Origin of the sequence: Algoriphagus sp. TR-M9 (assembly GCF_027594545.1) — a bacterium.
Lineage (GTDB): Bacteria > Bacteroidota > Bacteroidia > Cytophagales > Cyclobacteriaceae > Algoriphagus > Algoriphagus halophytocola.
Genome location: NZ_CP115160.1, coordinates 423606 through 440880 on the forward strand (window position 1 = coordinate 423606; position 17275 = coordinate 440880).

The following is a 17275-nucleotide window of genomic DNA, read 5'->3' on the forward strand; positions in this document are numbered from 1 at the left end:
CAAATATGAATTATGAGAAGTAAATTATTTATGACGCTACTTCTTGCCGGAGCCAGTCTGACAGGAATTAGTACTTCTTTTGCGCAGCAAGTCAAGGAGAACAACCAGGCCGAGTTTGGGGAGTTCATGAACCGAAAGGGTACCTATACCCGCTCGGCTTCAGGCAAGCCTAATGTGGGCTACTGGCAAAATGAGGCAGATTATGAAATCAACGTGACGCTGGACGAGGAAGCGCACACCTTGTCGGGGAGTATCACGCTAAGTTACACCAATAACAGCCCGGAGTCCTTGGACTTTATCTGGATGCAGATGGAGCAAAACAGATTTAAGGAAGACTCCAGAGGTACGCTGACCACACCGATTCAGGGTAATCGCTACAATGGTGATACTGACGGTGGCTATGACATCGCAAATCTTCAGGCCAAAGTGGGTTCTAAAGGCTCTACTTCAAATAAGTACATTGTGAGCGACACCAGAATGCAAGTTTGGTTCAATGAACCTATCCCTGCCAATGGTGGAACAGCGACTGTCTCAATGGATTTCTCTTTCAAAGTTCCGGTAGAAGGAATGGACAGGATGGGAAGATTGGAAGTTGAAGATGGCTGGATCTACGCGTTTGCGCAGTGGTATCCAAAGGTTGCTGTTTTCGACGATATAGAAGGATGGAATGTGGATCCGTACCTTGGAGCAGGTGAGTTTTATCTGGAGTATGGGGACTTTGAATATTCCGTGACGGTTCCTTACGACTATGTAGTAGTAGGGTCGGGGGAACTATTGAATCCTAAGGAAGTACTGAGTAAGGAACTTCAAAATCGCTACGCAAAAGCACAAGAAAGCGATACTACAGTAATGTTGATCACAGCGGATGAATTGGGAAATACGGAACTGACCAGGCCTAAGCAAGACGGGACTATTACCTGGGAGTTTGCCATAGAAAACAGCCGTGATGTAGCCTTTGCTGCTTCAAGAGCATTCATCTGGGATGCTGCAAAAATCGATCTTCCTAGCGGAAAGAAAATTCTGGCCCAATCTGTCTATCCAAAAGAATCCGATGGTCAGGAAGCATGGGCCAGGTCTACAGAATACAGTAAGGCCTCTATCGAGCATTATTCAGAAAAGTGGTTTGAGTACCCCTACGCCAGTGCTACGAACGTAGCAGCTGACATTGGAGGGATGGAATACCCGGGATTGAACTTCTGTAGCTACAATTCCAAAGGGGAAGGACTTTGGGGAGTGACTGATCATGAGTTTGGACACAACTGGTTCCCCATGATCGTTGGAACCAACGAGCGTAGATATGCTTGGATGGATGAGGGTTTCAATACTTTCATCAACCACTACAGTACTTTGGCCTTCAATGACGGGGAGTATCCTTCCAATTTGAATCAAACCAGAAGGTATGTTAATTTCTTCACCAGCGAAACCAGAGAAGGCATAGACACTTACCCTGATGTGGTTAATATCAGTAATCTTGGAATGCTCGCTTATAACAAGCCTGCGATGGGACTGTTGATGCTTCGAGAGTATATTTTGGGTCATGAGCGATTTGACAATGCGTTTAGATCCTATATCAAAACTTGGGCTTACAAGCATCCTCAGCCCTCTGACTTCTTTAACCATATGGACAATGTGGCAGGAGAGAATCTTTCTTGGTTCTGGAATGGTTGGTTCACAGGTACCGGAAATATCGATCTAGGTATCAGCGCGGTGATTCCTTATGCGGGAAATTATGTGGTAGTATTGAGCAACAAAGGAGAGATTCCTATGCCGGTGCTGCTAGAAATCAGCTATGACGATGGTACTACGGAGCGCAAAATGCTCCCAGTGGAGATCTGGCAAAGAGGAGATACTTGGAATCACCTGATCAAAACCGAGAAGAAAATCGAGTCTGTGGTAATCGATCCTGATAAAATCCTTCCGGATATTAATCTAGGAAATGATAATTGGCCACAAGCGCTTTACGATAACAAATAAGTAACTAAAAATGCCCGGACGGTAATCCGGGCATTTTTTATCTTATGGTAGCTGTAAGCTATTTTTTTATATGTATATCCACTACTATCCAGTCCCATTCCTTAACTACTGGCATTCATTCGGATAATCAGATTTTTTATTTTATCCACCATGTCATTTCGTGGATGTTGTCGTTGCCAGCGCCGAACTGCTTGGCAATCGCAGAAGTTACGTTGTCTGCATTATAGTTATACTCTGATTGTGGATAGATCCATCTATAAGGGATTTCTACGCCTTCCGGTCTTCTGAATTCAGGGTAGCCCGTTCTATGGTGATCATAGAATGAAGTCCATTGCATCTGGAAGAATGACTGCAGGTACTTTTGCATCACGATCAATTGGATTTTCTCCTCATCACTCATTGCTTTAGAAAAATCATTGATAGGCTCACTCAGGTAATTTGATGCGGCATTTGCATCTACATAGCCACTGTATTCTTCAGAATACATCTCGTAAAACTGAAATGAAGCTTTCACACCTTCTTCATAGAGTGTCTTTGCGTCTGCATTGATCCACCCTCTCACGGCAGCCTCGGCCAGTATCAACTGTTGTTCAGAGTAGCCAAGGAGTTTGTAAGGCTCATTGACCGGATCTCTATGATAGCGATCGTTTACTTTCGAAACATTGCCTTGTGTAGCTTTTTCATTCACTTCTCCATAAGGAGCTGCTGGATCGCCTCCCTCATAAGCGCTAAAGTCATCTATAGCCTTTCCTGCTTCCTTGGCAGATTTGGTTTGAGTGCTGTAGATAAAAAGACGGGGATCTTTTCTTTCTTGAAGCCGCTGGATGAATGTGGAGTCCATGTACATTCCAGAGCTGAATCCACTACTATTGAAGTCTGGGTACCTGTTGTTTTGCTGATCGAGGAAAACCAGTTGACCACTCTCGGATTCATTTTCCATTAAAGGACTATTAGTGTAAATACTGTTGAATTCACTGAAGTCGATTTCTCCAGAAGTTTCTTTTGGAGACAAAGTCAAAAGCACCTTTAGTCGAAAGGCATTGATGAGTTTTCTCCAAGAAAGGATATTGCCACCGTAGATGATGTCCCCGGCTATGATGGTGTTTTGCGCAGCAAGAATGTTTTCGGCTTCTGCAAGTTCGGCTAAAATGCCTTTGAAAACCTCTGCCTGTTCATCATAAATAGGCGCATAACCCTCATCCGTTTCCCCTTTCAAAGCGGCAGTATAAGGAACATCACCAAAGTTCAGTGTTAGGTTAAAGAAGTAGTAGCTGCGGAAAAACTTCCCTAATGCAACATAAGAGGGTTCATTGATACGCTCGGCTTCTTCGATCATTTTGGTGACATTTCTCAATACGGAGTAAGGTCCAAAACTACCTCTGTCCCATTTGTAGTATTGATTGGTGTTCTCTCCATCAGTTTGCACCAGCATTTTTTGGGCATAAAGCGGGGAGGTACCTCCATAAGCTCTGAATACATCCCACTCTACATTTGTAAGGAGGAGCTGTGGATGGGTTTCAGTGGGGAGGTTTGGATTGATGTTCATTTCCTCCAAATCAGCACAGGAGGAAAGCATCAAAGAAAAGAGAAGGATTGCTATTATGTTTTTCATGTTTATTCTAGCTTTTGTCTGACTGAAATCAATTAAAATACGGCTTTCAAAGTCATGCCCACATATCGTGAGGATGGATCCTGCAGGTTATTGTCATTTCCAAAGTCAGGGTCTAGGTAGGGTAGTTTTTTCAGTACAAAAAGGTTGTATCCGTACAAGGTCAGGTCTAGGTTCTTGATTTTATTGGATGGCAGGATGTTCATCAGGTCATACGTCACAGATAGTCTCCTCAGCTTCAGAAAAGATCTGTCGTACACATTGGCAAAGGTTTCACTTTCGTCTTCAGTGACTTGAGCTCTATATGGGTAAGTCTGAGACCAGGTCTGCCAGCTCACAGCCGTAGTATTCGGTGCGTATTCCCGGGTGTCAGAGATCACATTTCCATCTACATCCCGCACTAGTTCCCCCTCGGTGACCACTACACCTTCAGGTACATAGACAGGTTGTCCGGCCGCGTACTCCTCATCTCTATATTGGGTAGAGTTAGGATGCTTTCCTCCCCACCACATTTTCTCTATAGTGATAGACCGGAGTAGTCCTCCCCAGGCACCATCTACATCCATGGCTATCCTGAACTTGTTGATGTTAAATTGATTTTGGATTCCAAATCTCCAAGAAGGGTCAAGGTGGCCGATATTGGTAGGGAAGGGATCTCTGCTAGGCATTCCGGTGTTTGCGTCCAGTATTACTTGACCGTCAGCGCTTTTTTGCCATACTGTCGCGTAATAGCTATCTGCCCGGTCACCCACTTTTAGGTTGCCAAAGTTGTCATCACCTCCGTAGATTCCGGTGAGTTTTCGCTCAAACTTTGTCCAGTTGGCACCAATGTTCCAGCTGAATTTTTCTTTCTGAATCGCAGCATAGTTTAACATCAATTCAAATCCATTGGTGGTGTATTCGTTTCCGTTTACTTTTCTAGTGCTGAATCCTGAAGCTTGGGAAATACTTAGGTCAATGATCTGGTTTTCGTCAAGAATCCTGTAGTAAGTTCCTTCAAGCGTAAATCTTTTTTGCGCAAAGGATGTAAATAATCCGGCTTCAAAAGTGGTGGATTTCTGAGGCATAATCTCCGGATTCACCAAGCTGGAAGAGTAGTTTACAGAAGGTGTAGAGCCATAGGTGATTCCTTTATTGTATGCAGAATAGATGCTGTATGGGCTCAAATCGCTAGAAACTTCCGACCAAGAGCTATATACTTTGACAAAATCAATAGCCTTAGGCAGATTGATGAACTCCGAAACAATAGCGCTCACCGAAGCCGAAGGGTAGAAATAAGAGTTGTTGGCCTTGGGTAAGGTAGATGACCAGTCATTTCTAGCCGTTACATTCAAGAAAATTGACTGCCATAGGTCCAGTCCTACCGAACCATAAAGACTTCGGATTTCCTTTTCCTCAAGATAATTAGAGGCCTGAACAGGTCCTTGAGTATTGTTTAAACTGTATACATAAGGTACTATGAGTCCATCTGAAGAGGAGTATGCTTGCTTGTAACTTCTGTAGAAACTAGAGGCACCCGCATTTACCGTGAGTCCAAGGGTCTCTGTCAGGGATTTGTTATAGGCGGCTAAGAAATCAGTATCCAGGTTAAGCTGATCATCATTCCAAAACTTGTAATCTCCATTTCTTGAATCCCCATAGTTCATGTAGGATTTGGGACTTTGCATGTCCTCAAACAATGACTTTTGTCTTGCAGAAATTCTCCCTTGCACATACAGATCAGGAGTGATTTGGTACTTCAGTTTCAGCTTCCCGTCCATGACATTTCTATTGTGGACTTGGTTGAGCTCATGAGCAGCGAAGTAGACATTGTTATACCAGGCATAGTTGAAGTTTGCCTGTCTGTAGCCTTCCAGTCCAGGTACATACATGTGATCCTTCAGGTCCTGTCCATTTACATCATCGCCCATCCAAATCAGAATAGTGTACATGTGGTTTTTTGGGCCATAGCCATACCTAGGATAATTGGGAGAATAGACCTTATTGTATCCTAGAGTGGCGTCCAACTGTAATTTCTCGCTGAGTTTGAAAGAGGAGTTAAAATTGAATCCTCCGGTATTTACCGAGGTGTTCGGTACCTGCCCTTGCTGATAAGCATAGTTTGCAGAAAATCGCAATTGAGCTTTTTCTCCTTGGTAGGCAACAGACACATCGTTTTTGGTGACTACACCTGTTCTTAAAAAATCATTCAAATTGTCATGGCGTTTCCACTCGGTTGGGACGCGCTCATAGCGGGATTTGTCATCGTAAACCGTCCCGGTGACACTACCGTACCACTCGATTTCTTCACCAGTTTGCTTGTCTCGGATAGGAGAGTTCCACTGAGGTACCATGACTCCAGGCTCGAATTTGGGACCCCAGATCATGTCACCATCTGAAATGCCACCATCTGCTCCGTCCCAAAATTCGTATTTGCCATTAGAGCCGTTGCCGTATTCGGTTTGCGTTTCAGGAAAAACCGTGAAACCTGCCGTCACCATATTGTTGGTAGTGGCAGTCACAGTAAGGCCTTCTTTTGAAGCATTTTTCCGGGTGATGAGAATAGCTCCATTTTTACCCCTAGAGCCATAAAGTGCAGAAGCGGCACCTCCTTTTAGCACATTGATGCTTTCAATGTTTTCAGGTGAGATATCAAAAAAGTCTGTCTCTACAGGTACCCCATCCAGTACAATTAAAGGGTTTTTTCCTCTTAGGCTAAAAGATGGTGATTGAAACATTCCTGTAGGGTTGCTGACAGTAAGTCCCGCTATTTGCCCAGAAAGGGCATTGCCCAAATTGAGGGTAGACGCTTCAGCTATTGCATCCATAGGAACCTCTTGGGTCACATAACCTAGCTTTTTCTTCTGTTGCTTAATTCCTATCGCGGTGACTACTACCTCGTCCAGAGATCTGCTGTCTTCCTCTAGGGTGACGTTGATAATGCTCCGACCGTTAATCGTTTCTTCTTGCGCTTCAAATCCTATGAAACTAAATATCAACGTGGCATTTTCATCGGCCATGATGTTGTAGTTGCCTTCAAAATCTGCAACCGTCCCTTTGGTGGTTCCTTTCACCAAAACCGTGACTCCGGGGAGACCTTCTCCCGTGGCGTCTGATACTTTTCCTTTGATCTGTACCTGCGCTAGTAGGCATGTAGGCAAGAGCAGCATCAACAAAGCAATAACTGTAAAAGTCTTCTTCATTTTTTGATTTTAAAACTTTAGAAATGTATTTAAGTAATTGATAATCAGTTTTTAATTCAGTTAAAAAGAGGCTGATTTATCAAAGCCCAAAAGTATTGAAGAGTAGAAGATCAGGTTGAAAAATGGGGTTTTGAATTTGTTATTTTAAAGGACAAGAAAATAAACAAGTGGTAACACCAAAATGGCTTTTAGCTTCGGAATTAGCTTTTATAGGAAGGGAAAAGTCAATAATCAACTGAATTCCATCAAATCAAACCTGTTATTTTTTTAGGTGTTCGTGATTTCTTTGAAGAAATCTTAATCAATCCCTATAAATAATCCCGGAAATTTTAACAATGAATTAACGGGGAGGGCTGTCCTAGAATCACTTTATTTCTGCAATAAAAATGGCATGCCTATAAAAATAGAAACCCAGATTTTGTGGTCTGGGTTATTGTAAAGAATGGGGGAGAAAAGCTTTAATAGGATTATCCGCAATGATGCCATTCACCTTAGATCCTTCGCTTATCTGGTCGGAAGACCGATGACCGAAGATGTTGGAAGTGGAAAGTTTGGTATGGCCACTGCGCCTGTCGGCCGAAGGAGGAAGGCAAGGTACGAGCCGCGGCAGTCTCAGAATCAAAGGCAGAAGCTCAAAGCTCAATGCTGAAAGTAGGTCTATACAGTAGATTTTGAGACCCTGAAGGGGTCAAATTTTTAATAGCCCAGGGTAAGGAGGAACGACGCAACCCTGGGTTCAATGTAGAACTGCGGATATCCATAAACTTTAATAATCATCATTGATCTCCAGCCACATGCCGTCTGGATCTTGGATGTAAATCTGGCGTATGCCATCCACTCGAATGGTAACCTTTCCTTTTTCTCCTAGCCAGCTTTCAAAAGGATAATCGGTGTTTTCTAAGGTCTTGATAAAGGCATCCATATCCTTCATGCTAAAACAGAGGTGATTTACTTTTGAGATTTGGGTTGGGATATTGGGAGCTTCGATGATATGCAGAGCAGCACCTCCTCCTATATTGTACCAGGCGTGCAGCCCATCTTTGAAGGGTTCTTCGATTTCTTCCAGACCTACGATATTTTGATAAAAGTTCATGCTCTCTTCCAAATCACTTACGTGGACGGCAATATGGTTTACTTTGATCTGGGCAAATGTGCTCATGGATATACTGAGTAATAGTACTGTAAATAATGTTTTCATGGTGCTTTTGGACTGGGTTTCTAAGGATTTGTAGCTAATGATAGGCTTTTTGAAAATAGAAGGAAAGCAATTTTACAAGAAATGAAGAATTGGCATGAGGGAGCTATTATTCAGAATCTTGGCATTGCTCCTATTTCGCTATGCTGATCCTGGTGGTAGTATCCATATTTTGGTACAAAAAAAGCACCTGTTTTCGCAGGCGCTTTTGTGGCGATAAGCGTGATTTGCTTATTCCTCATTAACATTTGATTCGTGAAGGTCATTTGCCATGGCTATTCGATCGGCTTCATCAAATAATTTAAGCGCTTGCAAATAGACTTCGTTGATGTCGTTGACCACTTTGTAGAAAGCACTTTCGTCATACAGTTGTCGGCCTAAATGGGCCTTTACCAGTATTCTTAGGTATTCCTTAGACTTATTGAAGTCAGCGGCATCGAAGTCCACTTTATTCTTTTTACCATATTCTACCAATTCATCTAGCATCGCATCACTTACCGTGTAGTCTGTATAGTATTCTGGGAAATCCATTCCTTCAAATTTCGCCTTGTTTTTATTGGCAAAGTCTAGCACAAATTCTCTAGCTGAGTTGGAATTGAAGATTTTACTCACGTAGGCAGAATTCATGGTGGTATCCAAAGGAACGAAGTAGTCTGGCATGATTCCACCTCCACCATAAACCACGCGGCCTTTTTTGGTTTCATACTTCAGGCTGTCATTGAATTTGATGCTGTCTGCAGAGAAGAATTCCCCGTGCTCGTATCGGTTGATCCAATCTCGCTCATAGGCTTCGTAGTCTGCATCGTAAGGTTTTTGGATAGATCTACCGGATGGGGTGTAGTATCTCGCAATAGTCAATCGTAACTCCGCTCCGTCAGAAAGGTCAATCGGCATTTGTACCAATCCTTTTCCAAATGATCTTCTGCCCACGATCAGGCCGCGGTCATTGTCCTGAATAGCTCCGGCCAAAATCTCCGATGCGGAAGCAGAGCCTTCATTGACTAAAACAATGATAGATCCATTTTCGAAAACTCCTTCTCTAAAAGCAAAAGCCTTTTGGCTGTATTGATCTACTTTCCCTTGCTGAGAAACGATCAGATCCTTGTCGCCCAGAAGTTCATCAGCCATATTGATAGCAGCACCCATATAGCCGCCAGGATTGCCCTGAAGGTCTATGATCAGCTTTTTCATGCCCTTGCTTTGCAGGTCCAGAATTGACTCTTTGAACTCATCATAAGTGGTGGCTGCAAAACGGGTGACTTTGATGTAACCAGTTTCATTGTCCACCATGTAAGAGGCATTAATGCTGTATTGAGGGATTTTATCGCGTGTGATATTGTACTCGATCAGATCCTTCTGGTTTTTTCTCTTGATGTCTATGACTACTTCAGAGCCTTTGGGGCCACGTAGTTTTTCAAACACATCTCGGTTAGTCACACCTACACCGGCTACATTTTCTCCGTCCACGGTGATGATCTGGTCACCAGACTGTATCCCCAGTGCCTCGGACGGGCCACCGGTCAGCGGAGCCACTACGTATATGGTATCTCTGATGATCCCAAATTCTACCCCAATACCGTCAAACTCTCCATCCAGCTGGGATTGGGCCAGCGAGGCATCCTTAGCAGGGATATAGCTGGAATGTGGATCAAGATGCTCGAGCATCTTATCTATGCCATATTCTACTAGTTCGGTGGTATTGACACTGTCCACATAGTCTCTGTTGACATAGGTCATGATTTCCTGCAGCTTATAAAGTGCAGCTCTTAAGTCATTTTGATTTCCCTTAGGCTCGGCAAAGGTCGCACCGATCCAGATTCCTGCTGAAATGGCCAATGCCAAGATAATAGGAAGTCTTATTTGGGATTTAGTATTTTTCGTCTCACTCACGGCTTTCTCTTTCAGTTGGTTATTTTGTTTTTCAATTCAGTAAATTACTTCAAAATACCTGCAAATCGAAGGGTCTTTTGATAAAGCTAGTAAATGTTTATACGAGCGTGCAGGATATTGGCTAAATTTATTCCCCTTTTTTCTGTTAAAAAAATTAATTTTGCACCATGCGAAAATCGGACGATTTTGAAAAAGCCCTCATAGGCGACTTAGTTTCTGAAAACTACGTCTTTGCTTCCGTCCTGCATTATTTTGGCATCAGCTTTTATCAGTATTCCTCTCATTCACTGGAAGTGGTATGCAAGAAACACAAGGTTCATTCCAGCCAGCTGATTACCGAGCTGGAATCCTGGGCCCAGCGCACAGAACCTACCAATGAGGAGCTTTTTTTGAATCCTATTGAAGTATTGGTAGCCTATCTCAAGAAAAAGCATTACTACTTTGTTCGTCAGGAACTTCCTTTTCTCTCCAATATTATCTCTGGTATCAATCCAGAGCCTCAGTTTGCCAGTTTAATGGCTGACCTGAGAATCATGTTTCCACTATTTGTTGAAGACTTCATTCATCATATTCATGAGGAGGAGAGCCGCCTGTTTAAGCGGATAGAGCTGCTTCAGGATATAGAAAACAACCGGTTCTCCCTGCAAGATGCAATGACCATCATCGAACGGGATCCTATACAGCTATTGGCAGATCAGCACGAAATCCACGATGATGAAATGGAAGGCATACGTAAGCTGACCATGGACTATACCCTAGATCAGAGTGCGCCCCTGACTATGAAAGTGCTCTATCATGAATTGCAGGACTTTGAAAAAGAGCTGAAAATCCATGCGAAAATCGAGGATGATCTGCTATTTCCAAAGGCTGTAGAGTTGGAGCGGGAGGTACTTCGTCAGATCAAGAAAAAAATCCAAAGAAACTGATGCCCAGAATACTCGCTATAGATTTGGGAACCAAAAGAACCGGTTTGGCTGTTACCGACCCGTTGAAAATGCTGGCAAACCCACTTGAAACCATAGAGACTGCAGCATTGCTGTCCTACCTCAAGAGCTATTGCCAAAAAGAGGAAGTGGATACCTTGGTACTGGGATATCCCACCCGTCTCAATGGTCAGGACAATGAAATGACGCCCAAAGTACTTCAAATGAAAGATAAGCTTATAGCTGCTTTCCCAGATAAAAAAATCGAACTGGTAGATGAGCGCTTCACTTCGCGGATGGCCATGCAAAGCATGATCACCATGGGTAGCAAAAAGAAGGACCGGAAAGAAAAGGCCGGAAACCTGGACAAGGTGAGCGCTGCAATTATTCTACAATCCTATTTAGAAAAACAATGATATATCCTATAGTTGCTTATGGTAATCCCATTCTGAAAAAAGAAGCAGAGGAGATTACCGAAGGAACCGAGCTAGATGAGCTGATCAAAAGTATGTTTGCCACCATGGACCATGCCAGCGGCGTGGGCTTGGCCGCTCCGCAAATCAATCAGGGAATCAGTCTTTTTGTAATTGATAGCACCTTGATGCTGGATGAGGACGATGAGGAAAAAGGAATCCGTAGAGCCTTTATCAACCCAGTGATACTCGAAGAGTATGGAGACGACTACAGCTTCGAAGAGGGCTGCTTGAGTATTCCAGACGTGCGGGCAGAAATCACCCGACCAGAATCCCTGACAATTGAGTATTTTGATGAAAACTGGAACCTGAAAGAAGAGGAGTTTTCTGGTATGACAGCCCGGGTGATCCAGCACGAGTTTGACCATCTGGAGGGGATTCTTTTCATTGATTACTTAAAAGGCCTCAAAAAGCGTCTTGTAAAGTCAAAACTAATAGATGTCAGCAAGGGCAAAGTGTCCACTGATTATAGAATGATTTACCCTACCAGATGATAAAATCACCAAAGCTCTCCATTGCACTAGTTCAGACGGATCTCCACTGGAAAGATAAGGTGGCAAACCTGGCCATGCTAGAGGAGAAGCTTTGGGGCATGGAGGAGCAGGTGGATTTGATTATACTTCCCGAAATGTTTCCCACGGGATTCTCTATGGATGCGGAGGAACTGGCCGAACCCATGAATCTTACCGTATGCAGGTGGCTTCGTCAGATGGCTTCGCAAAAGAAGGCCTATATCACCGGAAGCGCCATTATTAAAACGGAGGAAGGCTTTGTCAACCGTCTGCTATGGGTGAGTCCCGAAGGAATGATCCAGCACTATGATAAGCGGCATTTGTTTAGGATGGCGAAGGAAGAGCAGACTTTTGCTGCCGGGCTGAGGCAACCGATTTTTGAGCTGAATGGCTGGAGAGTCTGTCCACAGGTTTGCTATGATATGAGATTTCCCGTTTGGTCTAGAAATAGAACCCTAGATGGAAAGCTTGCCTATGACTTGATTTTTTATGTAGCCTCTTGGCCAGCAGCTAGAATATCAGCTTGGGATGCGCTTTTGCCTGCTCGGGCGATTGAAAATTTGGCATATTCCATAGGTGTCAACCGGGTCAAAGCAGACGGCAATGGGGTCATGTACAACGGTCACTCAGCCGCTTACGATTACAAAGGGAATCAGCTTGAGTATATGGGGGAAGAGGATAAGATCGCCCTGGTACATCTAGACGCTGAAGAGCTGGAGGCCTTTCGTCAGAAATTTCCTGCTTGGATGGATTCGGATGATTTCTTGATCAAATAATGCATTTTTCACTCGCTCAGGACTTTATGCGAGCGGAATTTGAAACAAGGATATTTTGCGTATTTTAGCCGCGATATTTTAAGACCCTGTTTCTCTTTTTATACTCCATTTTAATAGTCAAATGGAACAGATCTCCATAGGTCGCTAGAAGATTCAGGGTGAAACAAGCCTTTTGAATTCTTAAAACCATGAGTAACCAAACTCCAAAAATCCTTTATACGCTGACAGATGAAGCTCCGGCTCTTGCCACGTATTCTTTATTGCCAATTGTAGAATCTTTCACCAAGTCTGCGGGTGTAGCCGTGGAAACCCGCGATATTTCACTTTCCGGTAGAATCATTGCCACTTTCCCCGAATACTTAAGTTCCGAGCAGCAGATTCCAGATGCCCTGGCAGAGCTTGGCAGCATAGCTAAGACTCCGGAAGCTAATATTGTAAAGCTTCCAAACATCTCTGCTTCTATCCCTCAGTTGAAAGCGGCCATCAAAGAACTACAGGCGCAAGGCTATGCACTGCCCAACTACCCGGAAGAGCCAAAAACTGACGAGGAAAAAGCGGTGAAAGCCAAATACGATAAAATCAAAGGGTCTGCTGTAAACCCAGTTCTCCGTGAAGGTAACTCCGACCGTAGAGCTCCACAGGCCGTGAAGGCTTATGCCAAAAAGCATCCGCACAGAATGGGCAAATGGACGGCTGATTCCAAGTCTCATGTAGATAGCATGACTGAGGGGGATTTTTACGGAAGTGAAAAGTCACATACCCTGGCAGATGAGGCAGTAGTCTCCATTGAGCTACACGGTGCAGATGGAAAAAAAGAAATCCTAAAATCAGGGTTGAAGCTCCAGGCAGGCGAGGTGATCGATGCTTCAACTATGAGTATTGCTGCATTGAAGGCTTTCCTTCGCAAAGCAAAAGCTGACGCAAAGGAAAAAGGCGTGTTGTTTTCACTGCACATGAAAGCCACCATGATGAAGGTCTCAGACCCTATCATTTTTGGACATGCTGTTAAAGTCTTTTTCGAACCGGTTTTCACCAAGCATGCGGCTACCCTAGAGGCAGCAGGAGTAGATGTAAATAATGGATTTGGGGATTTGCTGGCCAGTCTGGAGAAACTTCCGGTAGCGCAGAAAACCGAGATTTTGGCAGATATTGAGGCCTGCTATGCCGATAGCCCGGACCTAGCCATGGTAAATTCTGATAAAGGGATTACTAATCTGCATGTGCCGAGTGATGTGATCATCGATGCTTCCATGCCTGCTATGATCAGAACCTCTGGTCAGATGTGGAACAAAGAAGGAAATCAACAAGACACCAAGGCCATCATTCCAGATCGTTCTTATGCTGGTGTTTATAGTGCCACCATTGAGTTTTGTAAAAGACATGGTGCATTTGATCCTGCGACCATGGGGTCTGTTCCAAACGTAGGTTTGATGGCGCAAAAAGCGGAGGAATATGGCTCTCACGACAAGACATTTGAAATTTCCTATGCTGGAGAGGTCAAAGTGATCGACCAAAACGGTGTTGAAATTTTCTCTCACGAAGTAGAAACCGGCGATATCTGGAGAATGTGCCAGACTAAAGATGCTCCGATCCAGGACTGGGTAAAACTGGCAGTAACTAGAGCGAGGCTTTCTAACACTCCTGCGGTCTTCTGGTTGGATCCCAACAGAGCGCACGATGCGGAATTGATTAAAAAAGTAAATAAATATCTACCAGAGCATGACCAGGAAGGATTGGAGATTTCTATCCTTTCTCCGATCGAAGCCACTAATTTCTCTTTGGCGAGAATCAAAGAAGGCATGGATACTATCTCTGTGACTGGAAATGTGCTGAGAGATTACCTGACAGATTTGTTCCCGATTTTGGAATTGGGTACTTCTGCCAAAATGCTTTCTATCGTTCCATTGATGAATGGTGGAGGTTTGTTCGAAACCGGAGCTGGTGGATCTGCGCCTAAACACGTGGAGCAATTCGTGACTGAAGGTCACTTACGCTGGGATTCTCTCGGTGAATTCCTTGCATTGGCAGTTTCCCTAGAGCATCTAGGCAGAACTTTCCATAACGATAAGGCTTTGCTTCTGGGTGAAACTTTGGATCAGGCGACGGGCAAATGGCTGGAAAATGACAAATCCCCAGCCAGAGTCGTAGGTAAACTGGACAACAGAGGAAGTCATTTCTACCTGGCACTTTATTGGGCTCAGGCACTTGCTGCGCAAAATAAGGATGCAGAATTGAAGGCTAAATTCACTCCTCTGGCTCAGGCACTAGAGGCACAGGAAGCTACTATAGTGGGTGAACTGAACGGTTCTCAAGGAACTCCATTGAACATCGGTGGATACTTCAGGCCAGATGCGGCACTAGCATCTCAAGCGATGCGACCAAGCGCTACGCTAAATGATATTTTGACCACTTTGGTTTAAGAGGAAATTCGATAAAATTAGAAAGCCATCTGACCATTGTGTTGGATGGCTTTTTTCGATTGCGGAGAGCTTAGACAACCTTCTGCCCCGTTTTGTCGCAATCCCAAATCCAATCATTCCTCCTCAAAACTCACGCCATTTGCCCGCATAAACTCCTTGATTACTGAGACGTGAATGCATTCACCCAGATGGATAAAAGCGTAGTCATTCACTTTTTTGGCTTTGCCATGGGCAATGATCGCTTTTTCTTCAATATCAAATCCTAAGTGTAAATGCTTGGTTCGGCTCTGCATGCCACAGACTTTTCCCTTGGCATCGAAAAGCGGTCCGCCACTTTGACCTCTGAGTCCAGGGGTGCTCATTTCCATTCCATAGACTTTTCCGTTTTTGTCTCCCAGAAATCGGGTAAGCATGCCGTCTATGGGAAACCTGGGCGATCGCTTGTTTCCAGTATTGGTCCATTCCAAACATTGGTTCTGAGTGTTCAATTGATAGTTGGAAAACTCAGGAAAGGGAAATCCCAGCCTGCACAACATTGCCCCGGGATGGATGTCTGAATGGTCTTTTTTGAATTTCGGAACATTCGTAAAGAGTGTCTTTTCGAAGCCTTCGAATTTGATCAGGGCCAAGTCGTATTCCGGGTGAAGGAAGAACTTCATGTTTTTGATCTGATCCACACAATCCACAAAAGTGATTCGCATTTCTGAGGTGGAGTCAGATTTTAAGCCTAGCTTTTTTGCCAATGCTGAGCGCTGTCCTCCGCTTGAGTTCTTACCTTGCTGTAGAAAGGAATGGTATCGTTGATTGATTTTGTCGGCTTGGGAAAGCCATTGTGCTACATGTTTGCAGGTCAGTGCATAGCCTTCTTGGTTTACAAAAAAAAGAGTCGCAGCACCGCGTTCGATTTGGGTACTTCCAAATTTTCTGGAGATAGAATGTATCGCCCGGGTGTATCCGGCAGTTTCGAGAATTGCTTTTTCAAACATCAAAAATGGGGTAAGTGAGACTTTAAATTAGAAAAATGGATCGGGAAAGAAGTGTTTTTTCACTTTTTAAGAAAATTCTGTTTCTGAAATCGATTGAATTTCCAATGTTTGCCCCAGTGCTCAAAGATAGTTTGGGCTAGCCAAATATTTATAATAACTTAGCCATCCCTCAGGGATTTTTAGCCAAAAGTGGCATACCCTATAAAGGGGTTTTTAGGAATCAAACCTATACTCAAATCAAAATAAATATGAGCAAGATTAAAGTTGGAATCAACGGATTCGGTAGAATCGGACGTTTGGCGTTCAGAGTAGCGCAAGAAAGAGAAGATATCCAGGTAGTAGCGATCAACGATTTGATCGACGTGGATTACATGGCGTACATGCTGAAGTATGACTCTACTCACGGTAACTTCAAAGGTACTGTAGAGGTAAAAGACGGCGCATTGGTAGTGAATGGAAATAGCATCCGGGTTACTTCTGAGAAAAGCCCAGCTAACCTGAAGTGGGGAGAAGTAGGAGCTGATTATGTAATCGAATCAACCGGTATTTTCTTGACTAAAGAAACTGCTCAAGGCCACATCGATGCTGGCGCTAAGAAAGTAGTGATGTCTGCTCCATCTAAGGATGACACGCCGATGTTTGTGATGGGCGTAAATGAAGATTCTTACACTTCTGACATGGTTTTCGTGTCTAACGCTTCTTGTACTACCAACTGTCTGGCTCCAATCGCCAAAGTATTGAATGACAACTGGGGAATCGAGGAAGGCTTGATGACTACAGTTCACGCGACTACTGCTACTCAAAAGACTGTTGACGGACCTTCTGCGAAGGACTGGAGAGGTGGACGTGGTGCTGGTCAAAACATCATCCCTTCATCTACAGGAGCTGCTAAAGCGGTAGGTAAAGTAATCCCTGAGTTGAACGGTAAATTGACAGGTATGGCATTCAGAGTTCCTACTCCAGATGTTTCTGTTGTAGATTTGACTGTAAGGTTGAAGAAGGCAGCTACTTACGAGGAAGTTTGTGCTAAAATGAAGGAAGTTTCTGAATCTTCGATGAAAGGTGTGCTTGGCTACACTGAAGATGCGGTAGTTTCTAATGATTTCCTTGGAGATGCTAGAACTTCTATCTTCGATGCAGGTGCCGGCATCCAGCTTTCTGACACATTCTTGAAAGTAGTTTCTTGGTACGACAACGAATGGGGTTACTCAAACAAAGTAATCGACCTAGTGAGCTATATTGCTAGCAAATAACATTGCTTCACCCCTGCGCCACAAGGGTGTTTAGTAAAAAAATAAGTCATTCACGTTAAGTGAATGGCTTTTTTTATTGGGG

At 43.9% G+C, this 17275-nt stretch carries 12 protein-coding genes; 7 read left to right on the forward strand and 5 right to left on the reverse strand.

From position 1 onward, the window contains the following. The first annotated feature begins 30 nt into the window (after window positions 1-30). On the forward strand, window positions 31-1974 hold the full coding sequence (locus PBT90_RS02035) for a M1 family metallopeptidase (RefSeq protein WP_264811500.1): 1944 nt from the start codon (window positions 31-33) through the stop codon (window positions 1972-1974). Window positions 1975-2110: 136 nt separating this feature from the next. On the opposite strand, the gene PBT90_RS02040 is transcribed toward PBT90_RS02035, so the two are convergent. The 4 genes from PBT90_RS02040 to PBT90_RS02055 all read right to left on the reverse strand — a co-directional run bounded on the left by PBT90_RS02040 (window position 2111) and on the right by PBT90_RS02055 (window position 9850). Next, window positions 2111-3586, reverse strand: coding sequence for a SusD/RagB family nutrient-binding outer membrane lipoprotein (locus tag PBT90_RS02040; protein WP_270131282.1), 1476 nt, complete (start codon window positions 3584-3586; stop codon window positions 2111-2113). 32 nt (window positions 3587-3618) lie between these two features. Then, window positions 3619-6765 (reverse strand): SusC/RagA family TonB-linked outer membrane protein, encoded by a 3147-nt coding sequence (locus PBT90_RS02045; protein ID WP_270131285.1) that lies wholly within the window; start codon window positions 6763-6765, stop codon window positions 3619-3621. Between the two features lie 766 nt (window positions 6766-7531). Next, complete coding sequence (locus PBT90_RS02050; RefSeq protein ID WP_270131287.1) at window positions 7532-7963, reverse strand: VOC family protein; 432 nt, start codon at window positions 7961-7963, stop codon at window positions 7532-7534. Between the two features lie 228 nt (window positions 7964-8191). Continuing rightward, complete coding sequence (locus tag PBT90_RS02055) at window positions 8192-9850, reverse strand: S41 family peptidase (protein ID WP_270131289.1); 1659 nt, start codon at window positions 9848-9850, stop codon at window positions 8192-8194. A gap of 167 nt (window positions 9851-10017) precedes the next feature. Here PBT90_RS02055 and PBT90_RS02060 point away from each other — a divergent pair, with 167 nt between their 5' ends. The 5 genes from PBT90_RS02060 (at window position 10018) to PBT90_RS02080 (ending at window position 14954) form a co-directional block, all read left to right on the forward strand. Continuing rightward, window positions 10018-10776: a hemerythrin domain-containing protein gene (locus PBT90_RS02060; RefSeq protein WP_264808688.1), complete on the forward strand. Its 759-nt coding sequence runs from the start codon at window positions 10018-10020 to the stop codon at window positions 10774-10776. After that, a complete protein-coding gene (ruvX, locus tag PBT90_RS02065; protein WP_264808689.1) occupies window positions 10776-11189 on the forward strand; it encodes a Holliday junction resolvase RuvX in 414 nt (137 codons plus the stop codon). The genes PBT90_RS02060 and ruvX overlap by 1 nt, the downstream gene beginning before the upstream one ends. Beyond that, on the forward strand, window positions 11186-11740 hold the full coding sequence (gene def / locus PBT90_RS02070; protein WP_264808690.1) for a peptide deformylase: 555 nt from the start codon (window positions 11186-11188) through the stop codon (window positions 11738-11740). Before ruvX ends, def begins: the two co-directional genes overlap by 4 nt. Continuing rightward, complete coding sequence (locus PBT90_RS02075; RefSeq protein ID WP_270131293.1) at window positions 11737-12534, forward strand: amidohydrolase; 798 nt, start codon at window positions 11737-11739, stop codon at window positions 12532-12534. The genes def and PBT90_RS02075 overlap by 4 nt, the downstream gene beginning before the upstream one ends. 188 nt (window positions 12535-12722) lie before the next feature. After that, window positions 12723-14954: an NADP-dependent isocitrate dehydrogenase gene (locus tag PBT90_RS02080; RefSeq protein WP_270131295.1), complete on the forward strand. Its 2232-nt coding sequence runs from the start codon at window positions 12723-12725 to the stop codon at window positions 14952-14954. Between the two features lie 113 nt (window positions 14955-15067). Here PBT90_RS02080 and PBT90_RS02085 read toward each other — a convergent pair whose 3' ends face one another. Beyond that, complete coding sequence (locus PBT90_RS02085; RefSeq protein ID WP_264808693.1) at window positions 15068-15940, reverse strand: S1 family peptidase; 873 nt, start codon at window positions 15938-15940, stop codon at window positions 15068-15070. A gap of 248 nt (window positions 15941-16188) precedes the next feature. On the opposite strand from PBT90_RS02085, the gene gap reads away from it, so the two are divergent. Then, window positions 16189-17193, forward strand: coding sequence for a type I glyceraldehyde-3-phosphate dehydrogenase (gene gap, locus PBT90_RS02090; RefSeq protein ID WP_264808694.1), 1005 nt, complete (start codon window positions 16189-16191; stop codon window positions 17191-17193). The last annotated feature ends 82 nt before the right edge of the window (window positions 17194-17275 follow it).